21 protein-coding genes are annotated in these 21,120 nt (G+C 46.0%); 6 read left to right on the top strand and 15 right to left on the bottom strand.

All coding sequences use genetic code 11. The annotated features are described in order from the left end of the window. Positions 1 to 28: 28 nt before the first annotated feature. Positions 29 to 1,267 carry a DEAD/DEAH box helicase gene (locus tag ITG12_RS24400; RefSeq protein ID WP_038879855.1) on the top strand — a complete coding sequence of 413 codons (1,239 nt, stop codon included), beginning with the start codon at positions 29 to 31 and terminating at the stop codon, positions 1,265 to 1,267. 60 nt (positions 1,268 to 1,327) lie between these two features. Here the strand turns inward: ITG12_RS24400 and ompV are convergent, their stop codons facing one another. From ompV to ITG12_RS24360, 8 genes are all read right to left on the bottom strand, one after another. After that, positions 1,328 to 2,104 carry an outer membrane protein OmpV gene (ompV, locus tag ITG12_RS24395; RefSeq protein ID WP_038871471.1) on the bottom strand — a complete coding sequence of 259 codons (777 nt, stop codon included), beginning with the start codon at positions 2,102 to 2,104 and terminating at the stop codon, positions 1,328 to 1,330. A gap of 187 nt (positions 2,105 to 2,291) precedes the next feature. Then, complete coding sequence (locus tag ITG12_RS24390) at positions 2,292 to 3,458, bottom strand: MalY/PatB family protein (protein WP_038879852.1); 1,167 nt, start codon at positions 3,456 to 3,458, stop codon at positions 2,292 to 2,294. Positions 3,459 to 3,470: 12 nt separating this feature from the next. Next, positions 3,471 to 4,946, bottom strand: coding sequence for a Na+/H+ antiporter NhaC (gene nhaC, locus ITG12_RS24385; RefSeq protein ID WP_248874356.1), 1,476 nt, complete (start codon positions 4,944 to 4,946; stop codon positions 3,471 to 3,473). Positions 4,947 to 5,083: 137 nt separating this feature from the next. Then, positions 5,084 to 6,094, bottom strand: coding sequence for a LacI family DNA-binding transcriptional regulator (locus tag ITG12_RS24380; RefSeq protein WP_039973949.1), 1,011 nt, complete (start codon positions 6,092 to 6,094; stop codon positions 5,084 to 5,086). A gap of 207 nt (positions 6,095 to 6,301) precedes the next feature. Further along, positions 6,302 to 7,081: a methyltransferase-like protein 9 gene (locus ITG12_RS24375; RefSeq protein WP_248874355.1), complete on the bottom strand. Its 780-nt coding sequence runs from the start codon at positions 7,079 to 7,081 to the stop codon at positions 6,302 to 6,304. A 137-nt stretch (positions 7,082 to 7,218) separates the two neighbouring features. Continuing rightward, positions 7,219 to 7,725, bottom strand: a complete 507-nt coding sequence (locus ITG12_RS24370) for a GNAT family N-acetyltransferase (RefSeq protein ID WP_248875088.1) — start codon at positions 7,723 to 7,725, stop codon at positions 7,219 to 7,221. A 200-nt stretch (positions 7,726 to 7,925) separates the two neighbouring features. Further along, entirely contained in the window at positions 7,926 to 8,618 is a 693-nt protein-coding gene (locus ITG12_RS24365; protein ID WP_038879837.1) for an MOSC domain-containing protein, read from the bottom strand. A gap of 55 nt (positions 8,619 to 8,673) precedes the next feature. Beyond that, positions 8,674 to 8,916 (bottom strand): hypothetical protein, encoded by a 243-nt coding sequence (locus ITG12_RS24360; RefSeq protein WP_009706629.1) that lies wholly within the window; start codon positions 8,914 to 8,916, stop codon positions 8,674 to 8,676. 84 nt (positions 8,917 to 9,000) lie between these two features. Here ITG12_RS24360 and ITG12_RS24355 point away from each other — a divergent pair, with 84 nt between their 5' ends. Beyond that, positions 9,001 to 9,816, top strand: a complete 816-nt coding sequence (locus tag ITG12_RS24355; protein WP_038879835.1) for a helix-turn-helix transcriptional regulator — start codon at positions 9,001 to 9,003, stop codon at positions 9,814 to 9,816. A 41-nt stretch (positions 9,817 to 9,857) separates the two neighbouring features. Here ITG12_RS24355 and ITG12_RS24350 read toward each other — a convergent pair whose 3' ends face one another. Next, positions 9,858 to 10,340 carry an Lrp/AsnC family transcriptional regulator gene (locus ITG12_RS24350; protein WP_005434199.1) on the bottom strand — a complete coding sequence of 161 codons (483 nt, stop codon included), beginning with the start codon at positions 10,338 to 10,340 and terminating at the stop codon, positions 9,858 to 9,860. A gap of 121 nt (positions 10,341 to 10,461) precedes the next feature. Here ITG12_RS24350 and ITG12_RS24345 point away from each other — a divergent pair, with 121 nt between their 5' ends. Beyond that, complete coding sequence (locus ITG12_RS24345) at positions 10,462 to 11,061, top strand: LysE family translocator (RefSeq protein ID WP_038879834.1); 600 nt, start codon at positions 10,462 to 10,464, stop codon at positions 11,059 to 11,061. A 95-nt stretch (positions 11,062 to 11,156) separates the two neighbouring features. Beyond that, the gene (locus tag ITG12_RS24340; RefSeq protein WP_038879833.1) at positions 11,157 to 12,170 is read left to right on the top strand and encodes a zinc-dependent alcohol dehydrogenase family protein; all 1,014 of its coding nucleotides are present in this window, start codon (positions 11,157 to 11,159) and stop codon (positions 12,168 to 12,170) included. Positions 12,171 to 12,256: 86 nt separating this feature from the next. Here ITG12_RS24340 and ITG12_RS24335 read toward each other — a convergent pair whose 3' ends face one another. Next, on the bottom strand, positions 12,257 to 13,570 hold the full coding sequence (locus ITG12_RS24335; RefSeq protein ID WP_248874353.1) for a 6-phospho-beta-glucosidase: 1,314 nt from the start codon (positions 13,568 to 13,570) through the stop codon (positions 12,257 to 12,259). Between the two features lie 114 nt (positions 13,571 to 13,684). On the opposite strand from ITG12_RS24335, the gene ITG12_RS24330 reads away from it, so the two are divergent. After that, the gene (locus tag ITG12_RS24330) at positions 13,685 to 14,611 is read left to right on the top strand and encodes a LysR substrate-binding domain-containing protein (RefSeq protein WP_038879830.1); all 927 of its coding nucleotides are present in this window, start codon (positions 13,685 to 13,687) and stop codon (positions 14,609 to 14,611) included. Between the two features lie 72 nt (positions 14,612 to 14,683). Here the strand turns inward: ITG12_RS24330 and ITG12_RS24325 are convergent, their stop codons facing one another. The 3 genes from ITG12_RS24325 to ITG12_RS24315 all read right to left on the bottom strand — a co-directional run bounded on the left by ITG12_RS24325 (position 14,684) and on the right by ITG12_RS24315 (position 16,815). Further along, positions 14,684 to 15,769 (bottom strand): methyl-accepting chemotaxis protein, encoded by a 1,086-nt coding sequence (locus ITG12_RS24325; protein WP_042600239.1) that lies wholly within the window; start codon positions 15,767 to 15,769, stop codon positions 14,684 to 14,686. A gap of 191 nt (positions 15,770 to 15,960) precedes the next feature. Further along, positions 15,961 to 16,350, bottom strand: a complete 390-nt coding sequence (locus tag ITG12_RS24320) for a VOC family protein (protein ID WP_283102930.1) — start codon at positions 16,348 to 16,350, stop codon at positions 15,961 to 15,963. A 60-nt stretch (positions 16,351 to 16,410) separates the two neighbouring features. Next, positions 16,411 to 16,815 (bottom strand): AraC family transcriptional regulator, encoded by a 405-nt coding sequence (locus ITG12_RS24315; protein WP_045421492.1) that lies wholly within the window; start codon positions 16,813 to 16,815, stop codon positions 16,411 to 16,413. 275 nt (positions 16,816 to 17,090) lie between these two features. On the opposite strand from ITG12_RS24315, the gene ITG12_RS24310 reads away from it, so the two are divergent. Next, positions 17,091 to 19,124 carry a TonB-dependent receptor gene (locus ITG12_RS24310; protein ID WP_248874351.1) on the top strand — a complete coding sequence of 678 codons (2,034 nt, stop codon included), beginning with the start codon at positions 17,091 to 17,093 and terminating at the stop codon, positions 19,122 to 19,124. Positions 19,125 to 19,226: 102 nt separating this feature from the next. On the opposite strand, the gene ITG12_RS24305 is transcribed toward ITG12_RS24310, so the two are convergent. Together ITG12_RS24305 and ITG12_RS24300 are read right to left on the bottom strand one after the other, a co-directional pair. Beyond that, positions 19,227 to 19,922: a VC0807 family protein gene (locus ITG12_RS24305; protein WP_038871427.1), complete on the bottom strand. Its 696-nt coding sequence runs from the start codon at positions 19,920 to 19,922 to the stop codon at positions 19,227 to 19,229. Between the two features lie 216 nt (positions 19,923 to 20,138). Beyond that, positions 20,139 to 20,906 (bottom strand): DeoR/GlpR family DNA-binding transcription regulator, encoded by a 768-nt coding sequence (locus ITG12_RS24300; RefSeq protein WP_038879823.1) that lies wholly within the window; start codon positions 20,904 to 20,906, stop codon positions 20,139 to 20,141. Between the last annotated feature and the right edge of the window lie 214 nt (positions 20,907 to 21,120).

The raw sequence follows: 21,120 nt of genomic DNA, 5'->3' as shown, positions 1-21,120 counted from the left end.
CTTCAACCAAAAGCACAAGGTTAAGCTAATGCCATTTTCTACTCTCTCTTTGAGTTCTGAGCTGATTCATGCACTGCCAAAAGACTTCAAGAAGCCAACCGATATTCAGGCTTTGGCAATTCCTGAACTACTCAGTGGTAAAGACGTATTGGCATTAGCGAACACGGGCAGCGGAAAAACCCTTGCTTACGGTTTGCCTTTGTTGGAAAAGCTAAGTGTAAATCCAGAGCAAAAAGCGCTGATTCTAGTACCAACACGCGAGTTGGCGACACAAGTGAGCGAGGCGATTAACCAAGTTGGTCAAGCTATTGGTTTCAACGCAGTGTGTTTGTGTGGTGGTGTGGATAAAGAGACGCAACTACAAGCACTTGCGGCAAACCCTCACATTCTTGTGGCGACAACGGGTCGTTTAGTAGATCTGGCGAGCAACGGGTTGAACCTGAGTAATATCCATTACCTAGTGTTGGATGAAGCGGATCGCTTGTTGGATATGGGCTTTTGGCCTGACGTGCAAAATATTGCAGGGCAGATTTCAAACCAGCGACAAACCGCGATGTTCTCAGCAACGTTTTCTGAGGAGTTGAAGGGCAAAGCCAAGCAGCTGATGCATGCACCAAAACAGGTAGCAGCGCATCAAGAAAACAGCACCAATCAAGATATTGCTGAGACGCTATATCTCGTCAACAAAGGCAGCAAAACCAAAGCGTTGATTGAACTGATCAAGCAAAATGCATGGGCTCAGGTATTGGTATTCATTGGCGCGAAAGAGAACGCTGATGGTTTGGCGAAGAAGTTGAACAAAGCTGGAATCACAACCAATGCGCTGCACGGTAATAAGAGCCAAGCAGAGCGAGAAGAAGCGCTGGCGCAGTTTAAATCTGGGCAAACACAGGTGCTAATTGCCACCGATCTATTAGCTCGCGGTATTCACATCGAGCAACTACCAGTAGTGATTAACTTTGAGTTGCCAATGCACGCAGAGACTTACGTTCACCGAGTAGGACGTACAGCCCGTGCAGGCGAACAAGGTGTTGCAATGTCGCTAGTCTGCCATGGCGAAGCCGAAGCGCTTACGGCTATTCGTAATTTGACTCAGCGTGAATTGCCAACGCAAGACCTTGAAGGTTTCCCAGTAACGGATAAGCCATCAACAGGCGAAAGCAAACGTGCTCCACGTGATAAAAAAGCCAATCGCCGAACCAATGCCAAAAAGAGCATTAAGCAGTTTCAAGGAAAACCGAAACGCCAAGCGCCCAAAGCTAAATAAACCAAGCTAAACAAACAAAAAGCCATCGTGATGATGGCTTTTTCTATTAACGGAAAGAGACTAGAAGTTGTAAGAAACGGTCGCGCCAACTGTCCATTGGTTTGCGCTCTCTACGATAGAAGAATCACTGATGCCACTCCCTAGACGCGTGTATTGTGATACTTGGCTGATTTGCCAGTTATCGGTGATTGGCACAACCAGTTTGTAGCCTAAACCATAGTTTACCGTAGCTTCGCCTTTGTAAGCTTTGCGGTTTGCGCGTGCTTCTTTGTCTGTGACACCGAAGTAGTAATCTACATAGTCTTCGCTTTGGTAAGACACGCTCGCAAATGGTACGAAATCAGCATTGCCGATGTTCATGATGTGGAAGTAAGTCGCACCACCTTGGAAGCCTTTATAGGCACCAGAAACATCGTGTTGTAGGTAAGTTGAAATCACGTTGTTTGGATCGAGTGTGAAGTCTGCGTTTAAACCTAAATCGACCGCAAAATCACGACGCTTAGTACCTTTTAAGCTTTTCGCTACATCGCTATCGCGAGGTACGCCACTGCCCACCACATAAGCACTCATGTTTAACAATTCGTTAGTTTCACCAAGAAAGCGGTAGTTGATGCCACCAAGATCAGCGTTGAAATCTTCACCGTGATAGCCACCGTTTAACACTGGTGCTGTATTGTGCTTTTGGTCTTTGAAAAGATCACTGGCTTGCACTACGCCAGCTTCGACCATCCAACCGCCTTCGTTGTTGTAGATGTTACCGTTACGAATGTAAGTGTCGCCAGCTGTTGCTGTTCCTGCTGCCGTTAAAGTGATTAACGCGATGAGTGTTTTGTTCATTATGCTGTCCTAATCATTTGGTTTTGAACAGTGTACAAAACGAATGTGTAACCTTCTATCAGCAGAACGTATGGAAGTGTAATGATGGCTTTAGGGAAGTGTTGTCTGTGCAGTCTGGGGAAAGGGAAACAAAAAGCCACGCCTTAACATGAAAAGCGTGGCTTTGTTATATCGGTTGTTTGTATGGCTAGTTTAGTGCGTGTTTGATTCTTACCAAGGCTTCATCCAGTGTGCCTGCTGGGCAGCCTAGATTAAGGCGAACAAAGCCAGAACCTTCTTTACCGAAAGCGATGCCCATGCTCGGGACAAGCCCTGCGGCGACAAATTTTTGCTCCAGCTCGGCGTCGGTCAGGTTGAATGCGCGGCAATCTAACCAAGCCAAGTAGCCTGCTTGTGGGGCGATAAATTTCACCTCTGGCAGTTCCGTTTGTACAAACTGATCAAGTTTGGCGATATTAGCTCGCAAGTAGTCTTTTAAGTCCATCAACCAATTAGAGCACTCTTGATAAGCAACAGTCGCTGCACTCATCGATAGGCTATTGAACACGTCCATACCATGAGCATCTAATCGGCGAGTAAACTGTGCTCGGAGTGATTCATCTGGAATCATAAAGTTAGAGATTCGCAGTGAAGACAAACCAAACGTCTTACTTGCAGCCGTAGCTACTATCAGACGTTTTGTAAGATTTTTTGGAAGACGTAAAGCAGAGTAGTACTCCGCATCGCCAACCACTAAATCGCCCCATATTTCATCACTCAGCAGCCAAACTTGATACTGTTCACACAGTTCGGCAACCTTTGTCATTTCGCTTTCAGACCAAACTCGCCCTGTTGGGTTATGTGGGTTACAGAAGATCATTGCTTTTGCGCCATTAGCAAAGCAGGTTTCGAGATGATCAAAGTCGAGTTGATAGTCGCCTTTGGTTTCCGTCAGTGGGTTCTCTACGACAACACGATCGTTGAATTCAATGATCTTACGGAAGGAGCCATATCCCGGACTCTGCATCACGATGCCATCACCTTTTTCGGTGAGCATTTGCAATGCCATCGCGAGTCCAGGAAGTACGCCATGTACCGTAGTGATCCACTCACGCTCAACGTGGGTACCATGCTGGTTTTGATACCAATCGATCGTAGCTTGGTAGTACGTATCATCGCGTTCTGCGTAACCAAAAATTCCATGCTCAACACGTTGTTGTAGCGCGTCTAATACTACTTGCGGCGCTTTAAAATCGTAATCGGATACCCACATCGGGAGTAAATCCGTGCCAGCCAATCCCAGCTTTTGCTGCATAAAGTCCCATTTAACAGAGCCACTTTCCTTGCGGTTCAGAATTTGGTCGAAAGCGTTCATCAATGATTTACCTTATTTTGTTTCTACTGCTGGTGTATTTGAATGCTCTTTAGCAATCTGTTGTTCGTTTTGTTCTGGCTTGGCTTTTGCGATACCAAAGCCAGTGAAGCCATAAATCAGAGCGAAGATCACGCCGGTGTAACATTGAATCGCCCATGGTAGGTAATCCAACGTTGCCACGCCTAGCGTACCCGCCATATAGATACCTGCGGCTGTCCAAGGAACCAATGGTTCAATAATGGTGCCGGCATCTTCGATGGTTCGAGACAGGTTCTTCGTGTCTAATCCCATTTTTCGGTAAGCGTTTTGGAACAACTCACCCGGAATCAACAGCGCTAGCTTGCCGTCAGAAGTGGTGAAAACCACAGTGATGGTTGCCACAACGGTCGAAGCAATCAGCTGACCTGTGGTGTGAATCGCATGTAGGAATTTGCCTAGTACCACGTTTAGTGCGCCAGTTAGGCTCAAAATACCAGCGAAGGCAAAGGCACAGAATACTAGTAGAATCGTGCTCATCATTGAGAACAGACCGCCACGGTTAAGCAGTTTGGTGATATCTGGTACTAAGCCATTTACGCTGTGACCGTTTGCCTCAAACATGGCTAGGTTGAAGCCGTCTACGTAAGCTTGGAAGCCTTGTTTTAGTGTGAAGTCTTGGAAAAACATGCCTAAAACAATCGCGATAGCCGATGCGCCAAGCATCAATGGCAGAACTGGCTTCTTAGTTAACGCGCCCCACAGGATCATCACTGGCGGGATAAGAAGTAGAATGTTGAAGTTGTATAGATTATCTAAGCCCGAGATGATTTGAACAACTTTCTCTGGCTCGTGAATGTTCGCGATATCAGCGCTTTGACCCGCAAAGAAGAAGACGACAGACGCAATCACAAAACCCGGCAGAGTGGTGTAAAGCATATGTTGAATGTGTTCGTACAAGGTGGTGCCTGAAACGACAGGCGCAAAGTTGGTTGAATCTGATAACGGTGAGATTTTGTCACCAAAGTACGCGCCAGATACCACTGCACCAGCCGCAGCTGCGAGCGATACATCAAGTCCTGCTGCCACACCCATTAGTGCGACACCAACGGTCCCCGCTGAGCCCCAAGACGTGCCGGTACAAACGGAAACGACACTGGTCACAAAGAAAGCGGCAATAAGAATGTATTCAGGGCTGATGACTTTAAGTCCCCAGTAAACCATGTAAGGTATTGTGCCGCTGACCATCCAGCTGGCAATCAAACCACCAACCGAGACCAAAATCAGAATGACTGGCATCGCTTTGGCCAGTTTTTCTACGATGGCGTTAATGATGTCATCCCAGTTGTAACCGATCTTCCACGCGATAAGACCAGTAAAGGCAGCTGAAATCAGCAACAGAACTTCAATGCGAAGTCCGAGTATTCCGTATCCGACAGCCAGAAGTGCAAACATCACCGCAATAGGGGCGAGTGCTAATCCGAACGACGGCAGAGGCTTAGAATTTGTCATGTTATTTATCCTCAGGATCGATGTAGGGTTTGTTCGAAATGGATAATAACGGTCACATAATAGGCAAAATGAGAGCGGTGTGTTGTTTTCATGTAAGCGCTTACATGAGGTGTGCGAATGTAAGGTTCATCACAATTTTATCCGATCTTTTGTATTGCTTTGACGGTTTGTCTGCTGACTAAGCTTGCTTCAAATTGATGCAGGTTTGGTGGCGAATAGCCGTCTTTACTTAAGTTTAGTGCTAATTTCGCTGCATAAGTCGACATTTCGTCAATTGGGTTATGCATGGTGGTCAATCGTGGATAGAGGTAGCGTGCAAGCAACACATCATCAAATCCAACCACGGAGATATCATCTGGCACCGACAAACCCTGCTCATGCAAACTTGCCATTAAGCCTGCTGCCATTACGTCGTTAAATGTGACTACCGCAGTGACTCCCGGACAGGATTGAATAAGTTGGCGACCTGCTTCCTCTCCTCCAGACTCACTGAAGTTTTGGTTGATTACCCAACCTGTTGGGATAGCTAAATTGGCTGCATTCATTGCGTCTCGATAACCTTCAAGGCGGTCGGTTCGATCTTCAATGGGTAAGTCACTGGTGACACAGGCGATCTTGCGATGACCTTGCTGAATCAAATATTCGACCGATTTGCGCGCACCGACTCGGTTGTCTACCCAGACAGAACGATTGGAGATTTGTGCAATGGTGCGGTTGAGTAACACCATCGCCGGAAGCTGTGCAGCGTATTGCATCAGCGTGGTGTCATCGAGCATCTTTGAGTGTACGACCATCGCCTCACAGCCCTGACTGATGAGAAAGTCGAGCCCTTCTTTTTCTCGTTGCGCATTGTGCCCGCCACTGACTACGACCAACTGGCAACCATTGGCACGAGCCACTTCTTCTACGCTTTTGGCGATCAAGGCGAAAAAAGGGTCAGCCAAGTTCCCAGTGAGTAAACCTAGCGTGTTATTGCTGCGGTTTGCTAGCGCTGTTGCTCGCGCATCTCGGCGGTAGTTGAGCTCTTTAATGGCGCGTTCGACTCGCTCTTGCGTTACTGGTTCAACATAACTGGTGCGATTGATAACACGCGAGACTGTTGCCGTAGAGACACCAGCCATGTCCGCGACGTCTTTCATGGTTGCCACTAGATTTCTCCAAGAGAGTAACAGGGTGAATTGAAAGGGAGGATATGAGGCAGAGTGTAGCGGCTATTAATTGTTGGTTATGTTAGTAAGTTCAAAGGATAGAACTTTAGAAAAAAGCGCTCCTATCTTGTTTTATTAATTCAACAAGATAGGAGAAACAAAAAAGCCACGAACCTGACGATATCGGGTGCGTGGCTTCTTTATCTATTAGCCAATCTTTTTATAGGCGACGATATGAGACAAGAAAAGGAGAGAGTATCTCTCGTTGAATCTGATTTTATACTCGTGCTCAACTTCGGATAATGGAGTCCAACCATGGCCAAAATAATCGTTTATATCGTCAACTGCTTCAGTCTCATCTTTTAAATGTTTTTTGCTCCACTGATAGGTACAGGCTAAAACCAAAACACCATTAGGAGCCGTTGCGTCCATTAATGCTTCCACGACCGTTTTAGGGGAGTCACATTGATCCAGTACATTCAAGCAAAGACTTAAATCGTGCTGCTCCGCGACCACGCCACTTTCAAAAGGTGCTTCGATGAGAGAAAAATTCACATGGTCACAAGCTTTGGCTATTGAAGATGCATCAAATGTGAAATGCTTTTGCTCTTTTAAGCTCTTAATATAGTGGAAGTCACACTCTCCCCCATCGATCAGTAGCTGTTTCAAGTTTGATAACAAACGATGAGAAGGTTCTACGAGCGTAGCCGAATTGATACTTGATATGTTGGTTATCAATTCATAACAGTTTCTCCCGAGAGCAGGTCCCACTTCTAATAGGCTTTTAGGAGAAAGGTTTTCACTACCGAGAGCTTCAACAACAAACTGCGCGACGTCTTTCGAGTGGCTTGAAGAGACAAACCAATCTGGCACTGACTTAGACTGGCTATCAAGCAGTTTGCTCACGCCGTTTTGTCGAAGTTTATCAAGCCACTGAATCTCGAAATATGCTGCTAACCCTTTGTGATCGATATAGAAATCTTCCACTTTTACTCCTTTTTGATATTCCGTTATTGAGCGCTGATTTTGCCCCATCGATCAAAGGTGAGTAAATGCTAAATACCAATCATTGAAATTCTGTCTGCCTTTATTCTTTTCATATTTACAATGAGTTGATGTTGTTTTTATGCTGAGCAGATAACTTTCGGAATGTGCCTAAGACCCAACATGGCGCATCCATCTTCCAAGTAGCTATCGGTGACAACATCGAAGCCGAACTTGCCATAGTAGTCTTTCAAATGTGCTTGTGCGGATATAAAAATGCTGTCGTTCGGGTAGATCTTTCTTGTGGCATCGAAACTCACTTGCATCAATTGGTTACCGATGTTTTTCCCTCTGTAGTCCTCTGCGACGATAACGCGACCAATACACACGTCATTGGCATCAGAGTTCAGCAAGGGTAAAACGTCAATAGGGTATCCGAGTTTCGGAGGCATAATGCGACTATAAGCCACCAGATGTTCGTTGTCATATCCCATCACGTGGTAGGTGTCGGGATGGTTATCTTTACCATCCAAATCGCTGTATGGCGTGTTCATGTCCACGATGAAAATATTGACTCTTTGCTGCAAAAAATCGTAAAGCTCTTGAACAGACAGATCTGCGAATTTCTTAATTCTCCATTCGAGCATCATGCTTCCCCTTGTATTATTTTGGGTACAACATAAAGCGTATTTGTGCGCGATTCATTAACCTTTGTTAATTGCTAAGCTCCAGCTTCAATACAGATTTGCTGTATTGAACGGCTAAAAAGCAAAAGCCCCACTGACTTGGTTGTGGGGCTAATATTGGAAGGGATACGCTCCGATCTATCGGGGAGTCAAAACGGGAATTAACCCGCAGTCGGACCAACCAAACGCATTTCCCAATCTTCGACTTCACCGGTTTCTAGTCGGCGTTCAACAAGCTTGCCCCAAGATTCAACCAATGGAAGTCCTGCCAGTTGGCTTAGCTCTGATTTATCTAGGCAACCAGTAAACACCGCGCCCATGATGCGAGCCAATGACCAGTCTGGGTAAGGTCTTTCGCACAGAATAATTTCGTCACCTGCGCCGATATCGCCTTCTTGCAACACTCGGAAGTACCAGCCCGTTCGAAGCGTGTCTTGCAGTCTTCTAGCCATGTCGTTTTGCTCGAAACGGACGTTGAGTTTCCAGCAAGGCATGCGCCCTTGTGATACTTCCAGCAAGGTTGAGCCGATGCGGATTTTATCTTTCAAGCAAATGGATTCTTCTGTTACGCCGCTTGAGCTTAAGTTCTCACCGAACGCCCCAGCTGATTGGAAAATCGCTTTGTCGCCGAGCTCCTGCTGCCAAACCGGATAGTGCTCGCTTGGGTAAATATGAAGGGCTTTTTGAATCCCACCATGGAAGCGTGGATCGCCTTGTTCGTCGTTGGTAAAACCCAGTTCTGTTGCATGCTGACGCTGCGGCAGAACCTGTTTGTTAATCGCACTTTTCGCACCATGTGCAAAGGCAACGGTTTTACCCGCTAATACACTGTTAACTACGCCTAACTTCTTCATATTCTCTCCTTATCGCCTAAAACTGATTTGCCATACAGTGTGAAACAAGACCACGTTAGCGCTCGCCCAATGACTTAAATACCGGAATCGCTGCCAGTACTTCAATGCGCTTTTCTGTACTTTTTAAGTAACGCGTTTCGCTATCTGAAACCAACACATGACGTTGATAACCTTCCGTTTTAGGAAACTTGGTTAACACAGTTTCAAGCGATGCTTCGCACTTGTCTTGATTGATGTTATCAATATCGACTTTGAATAAGAGTTGGTTTTCTTTGGATATTTCAACTTGATATCGCATACGTCGCACCTCACGGCTTCATTCACTTTGCCGAGCATGATAGCCTAATGAGCTTGTGTCAGTGTAGGGATGTAAGGACAGTTAATGATGCCAACCCGCCAAATCGATTCTCACTCCGGTGTCATGACCTCCAATGAGATGATGGCTGCCAATCCCCACTCACCGGCACTGGTTAAGACCATCGATATGCCCAAAGGTTACATTGATACGCTGCACCAACACACGTGGCATCAAGTCATCTTCCCGATCAAAGGGTTATTACAAACCAAAACCGATCATTACCAGCACCTTGTGCCCCATACCTCTGCGCTGTTTGTGCCTGCGGGTATTCAACATGAATCCATCGCGCTAAGCCATACGACATTTGTCGGTATCTATCTAAACCCTAAGTTCGGTACTGAGTACGAGCATCAAGTGAGAACCATCACTCTCACGCCGTTCTTAAACGAGCTGTTACAGGAAATACGCCGCCAATGTGAAGGGGACGTGAGTGATGAGGAAGTATCACGATTGCTTGGCGTGTTGCATGATCAAATCATGAAAGACAACGTGCAGACCTTTCAGTTACTGCTGCCTGAAGACAGACGCTTAAAGTTGATATTCGAAGCGTTGACCGACACGCCGGCATTGGATTGGTCACTCAGACAGTGGGGAGAGAGAGTCGGTGCATCCGAACGAACTTTGTCGCGCTTGTTCTCCAAAGAGTTCAACACCTCGTTTCAACTTTGGCGGCAACAAATTCGGCTGATTTATTCGCTCTCTTTGCTAGATGAAGAGCTCTCTATCCAAAGCATTGCCGATCACGTGGGGTATCAAAACGACTCTTCTTACATCAAAGCGTTTAAAGCCTACTTTGATGTCACCCCACAGCAGTTTCGCGTTAATGGTAGAAGGGGATAGCGAGTACAATCTTGTCCACAACATCGGTCTCGTCCATCACACTACTCTAGCGGTAACTGGAATGTACTCTTGATTTCCTTAACTGAGACGTTGGATTGAATGGCGCTGATGCCTTTCACGCGGCGAATAGCACTGATGTGGTCAAAGTATTCGTCTAAGTCTCTCGCCACCACTTGCACCATATAATCCGCGCTGCCAGCAATGCAGTGACACATTAAGATCCAATCGGTTTCTGCGACGAAGTCTTCAAACGGCGTGGTGTTTTCCACTTCATGGCTGCCTAGTGTCACCAGCGTAAAACCAGAGACTTGAAAGCCGAGCTTTTTGCGGTTCAACTTAGCGGCGTAACCCTCAATGTAGCCTTCCTCTTCCATTTTTTTCCAGCGTCGCCAGCAGGGCGTTTCACTCAGGTTAACCGTCTCCGCGAGTTTGGAATTACTCATGCGACCATCTTTCTGAATATGGTCAAGAATGGCGAAATCGGTACTATCCAATTCAAAATTGGTGGATTCTTTCTTTTTCATAATTGTTTTGGAAATAGTCTGCTCAAATTGACTTTTATCGTAGCGCAGATAGCAATTTTCTTTCTACCCAAATCGTTAGACTGTTTCACATATTCGTTGATTACTTTTTGGGAGAGAGTGCATGAGTGCTCAATTGTTGGCGGCATTTTTGTTGTTTGCCGTTTCTATTTCTTTAACGCCGGGAGCGGGTAACGTCGCGCTGTTAAGTATTTCGAGCCGATATGGGTTTTCTGCGACCGTGCCGTTTGTATTGGGCAATGCAGTCGGGGTGATCATCATGTTGGTTGGTGCAAGTGTGGGGCTTGTCAGTTTGTTTACCCTTTACCCAGATTTGTACATGGCGTTAAAGTGGATTGGCGCGGCGTACCTGCTGTATCTCGCATGGTCGATTGCCACGATGGAACTCGACAATGATTCGAATGCAAAAAAGTCCGGCTTTTTATCTGGCGTTTGGGTGCAAATTCTTAATCCGAAAAGTTGGGTTGCGTCGCTGACGGTGTTCTCTCAATTTATCTCGCCAAACAATGATTACCTGACTCAAGTGGTGATCATTATCAGCGTGATGGTGGGAACTGGTGTGCTGGGGATGTTTGCTTGGGCGTACTTTGGCACCGTATTGAACCGCTTTATACAGTCACCACAAAAGGTTATATGGGTAAACCGATGCATGGGCAGCAGTCTCGCTTTAGTGGTGGTGTTTATGCTGAGTCAGCCCGTTTAAGCTCTTATTCAATTTGACGTGCGCGCCGAGAAAACGTTATATACCCGTTTCGCTATGGCGCGCCATATTCCCTCTAGCAATCTCGCGGTATCCAGATGAGCTTAACCAAGACCAACTCGCATAAGACAAACACTCGCGTTAATCAACTGAGCTTTGGCTCGCCAAGTGTGTCGCTGATGTTGGAGCATGTTGAGCTAGAGCCACTCGCTTTGAGTAAAGTTCGCGTGCAAATCGAAGCCACAAACATTAATCCAAGTGACCGATTGTCGATTCAGGGAGTAGGGCAGTATCGTCGTACCCATGTACCGCCGCGAGTCCCAGGGTTTGAAGCGGTTGGACGTGTGGTTGAGATAAACGATCCGCGTCAAACCGAATTTCACATCGGGCAAAAGGTGCTGGTGGCACAAAGCGGGACTTGGCAAAGCTATGTCGATGCGCATGCGGAGAATGTCTTTGCCGTGCCGGAAGAACTTGAGAATGGCTACGCTTGCCAGTTGTATATCAATGCCCTGACGGCTTGGGTGATCACCACTCACGTTGCCAAGTTAGGCCAAGAGGGTGTGGTGATCATCAACGCGGGCAATTCTGCGATTGGTAAGATCTTCGCTCAGTTATCGCACTCACTTGGATTTACTTTAGTTGCGATAAGCTCCGCGCCAGAGCGTTATCCATACGATTCCAATGCAGTGCTAGATTGTAAGCAAGATCTGCAATCTCAAATCGATGTCCGAGACCTGCCTCAACCCAATGTCGCATTCGATGCCATTGGCGGCAAGTTTGGCACCGAACTAATCCAAGTTCTGCTTAGTTCGGGAACGTATATTAATTATGGAACGCTTTCTCTCACCCCTTATGAGCCTGCTTTCTTCGCTTGTATGAAGCAGAACAATATCGACTTCAATACGTTCTTTTTGCGCTACTGGGAAGAGTCGGTTGGTAAGACCGTTCGCAAACAAGTCTTTGCCGAGATGCTAGAACATTTTGTGGAACATCAGATACAACTCGATGTGGATTGCTACCTTCCGTTGGAACAGTTCCAGCGCGCCTTCGAGCTGATAGAAGATGAGTCGGTCACGCTGCAAGGCAAAATCATTCTGACCATGCAGTGACGATATTCAAGCTCCTTAAGGCTGTTGGGTAAATTGAAGAATAAAAAAGGATGGCATTCACCATCCCTTTCGCGTTCTCGTTAGGATTAACGGAACTGTGGCATGTAGTCGAGGTTGGCTTCAATCGTCTCTTCTAGAGCCTTTTCTAGAATCGTCCCGGTGGTTACTAACGGGTTTAAAATCAATGCTCGATGCGCGGCATTGCGGTCGCCTGTGACAGCCGCTTCTACCGTGAGTGATTCAAAGTCTTTCATCAATTGGATCAAGCGCAGCGTATCGCTTGGGAATGGCGCGACGTTTAAAGCCACAGGTCCCGATTTTGTGATCATGCAGCTGACTTCCACCGCGCAATCGTCAGGTAAGCCTGTAATGGCACCGTTGTTACGGGTGTTTACGTGCATGATGGTGCGCTTATCGTTGTAGATAGAGCTCATCAGCTCGCAGGCAGCTTCTGAGTAGTATTGACCCCCACGCTTTTCGAGCTCTTTTGGTTTTTCGTTGAGCTCTGGATTGCGGTAGATATCGAACAGTCGTTTCTCCATGGCTTTGACCACCTCACCGCGAGTACCTTCGCCGTTCGCTTCTTCAATCTCTTGGCTCATGATGTCTTCGCTGGTGTAGTAATAGCGCAGGTAAGCACACGGGATCATCCCCATATTACGCAGCAACTCTTGTGGCCAGTCGAATGGAGGAATATTTTGCGGCACCAAAGGATCGTTGCCGGATAGGATCTCTTCGACCACTTCTTGCAGTTTGTCACGACCTTCGTGCAGGATCTGGCGTGCCCAGATAAAGTGGTTCAAACCCGCAACTTGCAGTACAAATTCTTGCTCGTTAGCACCGAGCATTTGGGCGATGCCTTTTTGCATGATCACTGGCACGTTACATAAACCGACCGCTTTCACTTTGGTGTGTTTGAGAATCGCTTCTGTCACCATGCCTGATGGGTTGGTAAAGTTTAGCAACCAAGCATCTGGACACAACACTTCCATCTCTTTACAGATTTCCAGCGCGATAGGAATAGTACGATAGGCATTGGCAAAACCGCCTAACCCATTGGTCTCCTGACCGATCATGCCGTACTTCAGTGAGATACGTTCATCACGGATTCGACCTTCCAAGCAGCCAGCGCGAAATTGAGAACATACAAAGTCTGCGTCTTTCAAAGCAGGTTTGCGATCCAAGGTGACGTGCACATCAATATGCGACATGTCGTTTTTAGCCAACATGCGACGTGTTAAATCGCCAATGATGCTGACTTTCTCTGCGCCATCTTCAATATCAACCAACCACAGTTCGCCGATTGGCAGTTCATGATTTCGTTTGATCAGACCTTCGATGAGCTCTGGTGTGTAGCTAGAGCCTGCGCCAATGATGGTAATTTTAAGATTCTTTTTCATCGTGATGTTCTCGTTATGGATAAGACAGTTTGATTAAAAAGCATCCTGATGAGCTTCACAAACCAAACAAATCTTGCTATGGATTAGTACAGCTAATTTATAGAGAGTCGAGTGATGGACAGAAAGCAGCAGATGCTCTCCAATATGTACACTTTTGCGATTGCAGGTAAGTTTCTTAGCTTTACCAAAGCAGCGGAAGAGCTATTCATTACCCAAGGGGCGGTGAGTCAGCGAATCAAATCGTTAGAAGAGCAACTGGGCTTCAGTTTGTTTGTGCGCATGACGAGACGATTAGAACTGACCAAAGAAGGTGATCGATTACTGCATGCATTAAACCAATCGTTCGAAGTGATTTTCTCTGAGCTCGAAGACATCAAGTTCAATGAACTGCGTGGTGAATTATATATTGGAGCAGCGCCGACGTTCGCCCAGAGTTGGCTTTTGCCAAGGTTGCCAGATTTCCAACGTTTGTATCCGCATCTCAATATAAAACTGAGGGTGAAAGCGAGCCGTTTGGACTTTCAGCATGAGCCCGTCGATATCGCGATTTACTACAGCGATAGCGAACATCCGGGCTTTTACCATCAGCGTTTATTTGATGAAGTGCTGTTGCCGGTTTGTAGCCCCAAATACTTTAACGACCATTTTACTGAGCCAGCGCCATTGCTTGAGCAGTTGGCCGGCGTGACTTTTATTCATTGCTCTGAATCATTAGAGGCGAGTGAACCCAATCAAGAATGGGCGATGTGGCTGGACAAACAATCTAACTCGCTACTCAACACACTTAACGTGATGGACAGAACTTACTTGTTTAATCACGCCGATATGGCAATGACAGCGGCTAAGAACGGAATGGGGTTGGGAGTCGCTCGTGAATCGTTAGTGAAAAGCAGCCTAGAAAACGGTGAACTAGTGGCACCTTTTGAGCGCGTAAGTGCAGAGCGAGGCTACGATTTGATTTGTTTAAACGGTCAGCAACACAGACCAAAGAATGCTGCATTTATTGAATGGCTTGAGACGCAATTACCAAAGAATGAATAGGGGATGATAGGGTAGGTAAGCTTAACTTCCTCCCTTTACTCGATGAGAAGGGAGGAAGAATAAGTCTTGAAATTAACTCGCGATAATCTCATCCATCAAGCGGTCTATTTGAACGACGACTTGTTCGCTGGCATCTTCCATCGCGTTAATTGCGGTCACCATGCCAGCCATGTTGCCAGATTTGGCTTGGCTCATTGCTTCGCGTCCGCTGTCATGTACGCCTTTGTGTGGTTCTTCAAGTAACGCATAGCTTCTTAGGTGGCTGTAAGCCTTGCCATCGCCACGGTAGTACCACTGGCCTAGCCTGCATTCTGAATGGCTATTAACGGTTTCTCCAAACGAGCCTTTTTGCAGTAAGCGATAGATGTTGTTCTTCCAAATTGCGTGGTCGAGCTTGACGGTATCCAAGAAAGCACGCGTTGAAGCAATATGAATTACTTGCTGCATGTGCTCTGATTTCACGACGACTTCGTTCACGATAGAGCCAATCTGTGCTGAAGATGCTGAAACTTCTTCTGCACACGTTTGGTTTTCATCAATCGAGCTTTTAATTGCATTTACTTGCGTGAGTACTTGATTCACGAGCGAGTCAATCTGTTCACTGGCTTCACTCGCTTTGCCCGCAAGGTTTCTTACCTCGTCGGCTACCACCGCAAATCCGCGTCCTGCTTCACCGGCTCGTGCGGCCTCAATAGCGGCATTTAGAGCAAGCAAGTTGGTTTGGTCAGAAATTTCTTGAATAGTAGATACAAGGAGGGAAATAGAAGTGGCGGTTTTATCTAATATTTGAACTGATTCAATGCTTTGAGAAGCTTGAGTACTGATCTTCACTGCTCGGTTGTCCAGACGAGCGAGAGCTTGGTGTGTTTGCTTAAACATCTCATCCAGTTGTTGCAGTTCTTGGTTCTCGTGCGCCATAGATTGCGCACTCTCCACCATCTCAGTTCGAATGGTTTGGAGCATGTCTCCACCTTTCAAACTGCTCGACATCAACTCATCGCTATTGTGGTGTTCTTGCTGAGCGGAGCGAACAAGTTGTTGCGTCTCTTGGAGCTGATTTTCCAGAGCAGCAACGTCAGTTTGGTACTTTTGTTTGAGGTCTGCTAACTCTTGCTTTAGCGCCTCATTGTCGGCTTTGATTCGTTTTAATCCAAACATAAGTTTTATAAATGTAACATGATGTTAAAAATTGCATGCTAATCGAGTTGAGTATCGAATACACGATCACATTCATATATTTGCTTAGCCGAATCACACTTTTTCAGTAAGGTTTATTTAAACAACAAAAGCCAAGGTCAAACGATGTTGAGCTTGGCTTCTCTGTTAAAAAACGGCGCGAATTTAAGCCGTTATAATTCCTGCATAAGTTGAATGTAATTCCCACAGGTATCATCGAGTACGGCAATCATTACAGGGCCAGCTTCTCTTGGCTCTATAGAGAAAGCCACGCCGAGTTCAGAGAGTCTCACGTATTCTTTCTGCAGATCATCGACCGCAAAGGAAGTCCAAGGAATCCCCGCTTCTTTGAGAGCATTTTGGTACACTTTTGCTGGTCCAAACGCCATCGGTTCTAACAACAATTCAACCCCAGATTGTTCAATCGGAGAAACCACTGTTAACCATTTATGTTCACCGATAGGTACGTCGGTTTTTTTGATGAAGCCAAGAACATTGGTGTAGAAATCGAGGGCTTTGTCCTGATCGTCCACAGGTACGCTGGTTAGGGAAATTCTGATCACGGGTATTTACCTTTGCTGGGTTTGGATGAGGAAAAGATACTGAAAGTGAGGCTCAAAAACTTATTCTAGATTGCTTTTCTGCATTTTTTGAAACGCTTTGGGTGAGTAACCTGTGCTCTTTCTAAAGACACTCGAAAATGTGGTTAAGCTCTCATAGCCAACCTGAAAACAAGTATCCGTGATCGAGTTACCTTCCTTGAGTAGCGCTTTGGCTTTCTTAATCCGCATATCTCTCAAATAGTTTCGTGGCGTCACGCCATACATCTGTTTGAAAATCCGTACATAGTGGAAGCGCGACATAAAGGCGGCTTTGGCTAAGTCGTTTAATTCGATGTTTTCCGAGTGATGCTTTTCCATAAACGCTTTGGATTGTCTGATCAGGAGAAACTGCTTTGGGCTCAACGGCATCTCGCGGTATACGCGGTCAATTTCTTGTTCATAGAAGGTCTTTGGGCGAGATGACATCGTATTTCCACATTCTGAAAGCATCGTATTGAGTCTAACACTGCTTCGGCAAGATTGAACAAACGAGTGAGTTAAGTGCTCGACCTTGCGCGAAATACCTTTCATACCTCATCCTAACCTTCTTCCTAAATGTGGATTATTTGGTGGTGATGTGCTCGATCTGATTAAAAATAAATCGCTCATTAACGTAAAGAATGTAAATGAGATTAATTATCATTAAGCTCATGTATTATGCTGCGCTCCCTCGTTATTGTTTATAAAATATAAGTAGTATTATGAAACTGAAGTCACTTTCCGCAGCCATCACCTTTGCGATTGCCTCTTTTGCTGCTCACGCTTCTGACGAAAACATCGTCGTTGTCGGTTCTGCTCTTGATCAACTTGTTCAAACTGAAATCAACTCAGAGACATTAGAACAAAAACAAGCGTCTGATATTAAAGACATACTGAACACCATGCCGAGTGTCACGGTTGACGGTAACGCACGTTACTCGCGTAAGGTTTACATTCGCGGTATGGAAGACAAATACTCGGTTGTCACCATTGACGGTGCACGCCAAGAAGGTCAGTTATTCCACCACTCTGGCGATCAGACCTTTGACCCAGCCATGCTTAAATCTGCTGAAATCACCCTAGGCGGTAACTCTGTACTGTCGGGAGCGGGCGCAATTAACGGCTCATTCAGCTACGAAACGAAAGATCCCAGTGACCTCCTTGCAGAAGACGAAAGCATCGGTGCTCGCGTTAAAACGGGGTATCAAACGGCTTACGAACGCTTCACGACGAACGTTGCGGTTTACGCGAAACTGAACGATGAGCTCCAACTGATGGGTATTGCGAACTACTCAGATGACGGTGAGTTGTACATTCCGGGTAAAGATGATGTGACTTCTAAGCAAGGTAAGCTGAAGTCTGGCTTGGTGAAAGTGGTGTTCGTACCAAACGACGCGAACGAGTTCAAACTGTCTTACGACACGTACCAAGACGGTGGTAAACGTCAGCTATCGGGTGAGAAAGCGGGTGCACTGTATGCACATGATGAGCACAACTACCACTCGATTAACCGAGATACTGTGACGTTCATGCATCGCTATGACAATGGCAGTGACTTGGTGAACCTAAAGACGAACCTATACTACAACCGTCAGTACATGGATCGCGATGCGCTAACTGAAGAGTATGGTGATTGGAACCAAGTGAATGGCGCTTGGGAATTCACCAAAGACGGTGACCTATCAATTCCTTCTCGTGAGTACAACGTGGCGACAATTGGTGGTGATATCCGCAATATCTCTTGGGTTGGCGAGCATGAATTGACTTACGGCTTCGAGGGTTACAAGTCAGAGCAGTGGGTTGATTCTGGCCTTGGTCACTACACGTCGGGCTCGAAACTCGGTGAGACGAAGAACTACGACATTGATGGCGGTACAGTAACGGCTTACGGAATCTACGCTCAAGACGCATTCGAGATTAATGACTTCCGTTTTGTGACCGGCCTTCGTTATGACGTACATGAGCTAGGTGGTGTATTTAAAGGTAAATACGACCAGCTGTCACCTAAGTTCCAAGGTGAATACCAAACTACAGATAACCTAAGACTGCGTGTTGGTTACGGTCGTCTATTCAAAGGCGCTTCACTACCTGAAACACTGACGATGAAAGCGGCGGCTGACGTAACTCAGGCAGACACCAAAGCCATGACAGGTAACAACTACGAAGCGGGTTTCGATTACGACATGTCTGGTTTGCTAGTGGCGGATAATGCGATTCTTGGCTTCACTGCATACCAGTACGATCTGGATAACCAAATGCACCCGACCAAGAACAACAGAACCTTGGCTAACCAAAATGATGTAGAAGTTTGGGGTGTAGAAACCGTATTTACTTACAGCATTGAAGATTTTGACCTGTACGCAAACCACTCATACTCTGATGGTGAGCAAACCAGTCTAGAAAGCGGCAAGACGAGCCACATGAACAAGACGGGTATTCACAATATCAAGGCGGGCTTTAAGTACGACGTAACCAGTGAAGTGGTGTTCGGTTGGGATTCACGCTTCGTTCCGGGTAACGACTACACAGACGAAGATGGCGAGAAAGTTGAACGCCCTGGTTTCGCAACGCATAACCTATGGGCAGTGTACGTACCAGACTTTGCGAAAGACCTGTCAGTTAACCTAGCGGTCGACAACGTGTTCAACAAGCTATACTCAGAGCACACAGGTTTTGGTATCTCTTGGGGTTCAGTGAAATACACCAGCTACGAAGTGGGTCGTAACTTTAAAGCGTCTGTGGCTTACAGCTTCTAATCACGCTTAACTAAATCACTCCAAAAAACAAAACCCCGATAATTGGTGATCAACTATCGGGGTTCTTTTTATCTCACTTTACCTATCAAGGCGGAACGAGCATTATTTGGTATGAAAAATCTGCTCAGTCTCTAGCGACGTCATTGCGCGAACTTGGCGCCAGATGTAGTAGAAAATACCAAACATCATCAACATGCTCGGAATCGCAATCATTGGGTAGCTGTACAGCGTTAGTTTACCCAACTCTTCATTGAACGCTGCTGTACCTGCTGGGCTGGTTACAATCCACGTTGCTAAGAAATAGTTCATTGCTGATGAGAATGCGAATGTGCTGGCGAACAGGTAGTTTGAAGACATCAAGCAGCGCTCGAACGCTTGAGTTTTTCCGTTTTGTACCAAACGCTCGTTAATCAGCGGTAGGTTCAAAATCGTGTCATTCAACAGCATCTTCTGCATAAGCGGGTAGCGAGTGAAGGTTGAGCCCAACACAGCAAGACCAATCAAACCTGGGATTAAGGCTTCTTTCAATGCCAACCAGCGCGTGTCTAGTTCTAACAAACCGATACCGCCGGTTAATAGCACGCTGATAAAACCAAGTGCAGAGATGAAGTTAAACTTCTTGTTGCGGATAAGATCCATGCCGCCGTACACCAAAGGGAACATCAAAGCGACAACCAGTGCCAATGCTGTACCTAGGTGCTCTTCACCACTGAACTTCATCAAAATGAATGAAGGAATGATGACGTTAAACAGGATCTCGAATAATGGATTCGACTTTTTCGCCGTGGTGTTACTCATAACTTTACTGACTCTACTATGTCGGCTGAATTTTACTTTGGGGGAAGTGTTCTACTCCTTGCGCCAGATGTAAAGCCTTAAAGCCCCGAGTTGTGTAACGACTTATGAAATGAACAGTGAATGAGCTCTAATTGAACATGGTTTATGGTGTGTGTTGGGTAGGTCGATGGAGCCTACCTAAATCTGATAGGCCCTGTCATTTCTTGTATTTGAGGCTTACTGATGCGCTTCTTTGATAACACTTAACCCTTTATCCATCAGCTCTTGTGTTACTACGTCAGACAGATTGGAATCGGTAATGATGCCGTCTAATTGCTCGATATTTAATGCATGAAAGCTGGCAATTTGGCCGTATTTGGTGGAGTCAGAAACAAGGTAGTTGGTTTGTGCCGCTTTGACGATGGCCTTTTTCACAAGGACTTTGTTTTCGTTTGGTGTTGATAAGCCTTTTAAGCTCCAAGAAGACGTCGAGATAAAGGCAATATCAATGTTCAATCCGTTCAAGAACTCTGCGACTTTTCCACCAACTGTGGATTGGTTCTCACGATCAATTTTGCCCCCTGTATGGTAAAGCTCACATTGACTGTGCGTCATTAGGAAAGCGGCGATAGAAAAGTCATTGGTGATCACTAATAGATCGTCACGATCCGCTATTTGATGGGCGATCTCTAGAGAAGTAGTTCCCGCATCCAAGTAAATCGTAGCGTCTTTGCCAATTAACGTGGCTGCAAGTTTGCCGATTTGAACCTTCTCATCCGCTTGTTGCTCGACTTTAGCGTCATGGGAAAGCTCAGAATGTAAAGCCTGAGCCAGTTGCACTCCACCAGAAACAGAAACGACTTTACCTGAGGATTCCAGTTTCACGATGTCACGGCGAATGGTCATATGTGATACGCCAAGGTGGTCGGTTAAATCTGAAATGCTTAACACTTCTTGGTGTGATAACAGGGACAAGATGGTTCTTTGACGTTCTGCTGGGATCATGATTTCACTTCTATATTCTTGTTTTTCAGTATCCTACCAACCTTTTCGCTCTTTGTGAATATCTGTGAATATATGTTCTCAACCTAATAAGCCTTGCCCTCCCTTGTGTTAACTGGTCAGGTTATCTCTGCCCATAAAGGGGTAAATATCACAGCGTTGTTAATTTGTGTGAAAAAATGTGATTTAAAGCGAAGTCTTGGGTTTGTGCTTCACA

It is taken from the genome of Vibrio sp. ED002, from assembly GCF_023277445.1.
GTDB classification, from domain to species: domain Bacteria; phylum Pseudomonadota; class Gammaproteobacteria; order Enterobacterales; family Vibrionaceae; genus Vibrio; species Vibrio jasicida.
This window is presented reverse-complemented; position numbering and strand designations above follow the sequence as displayed.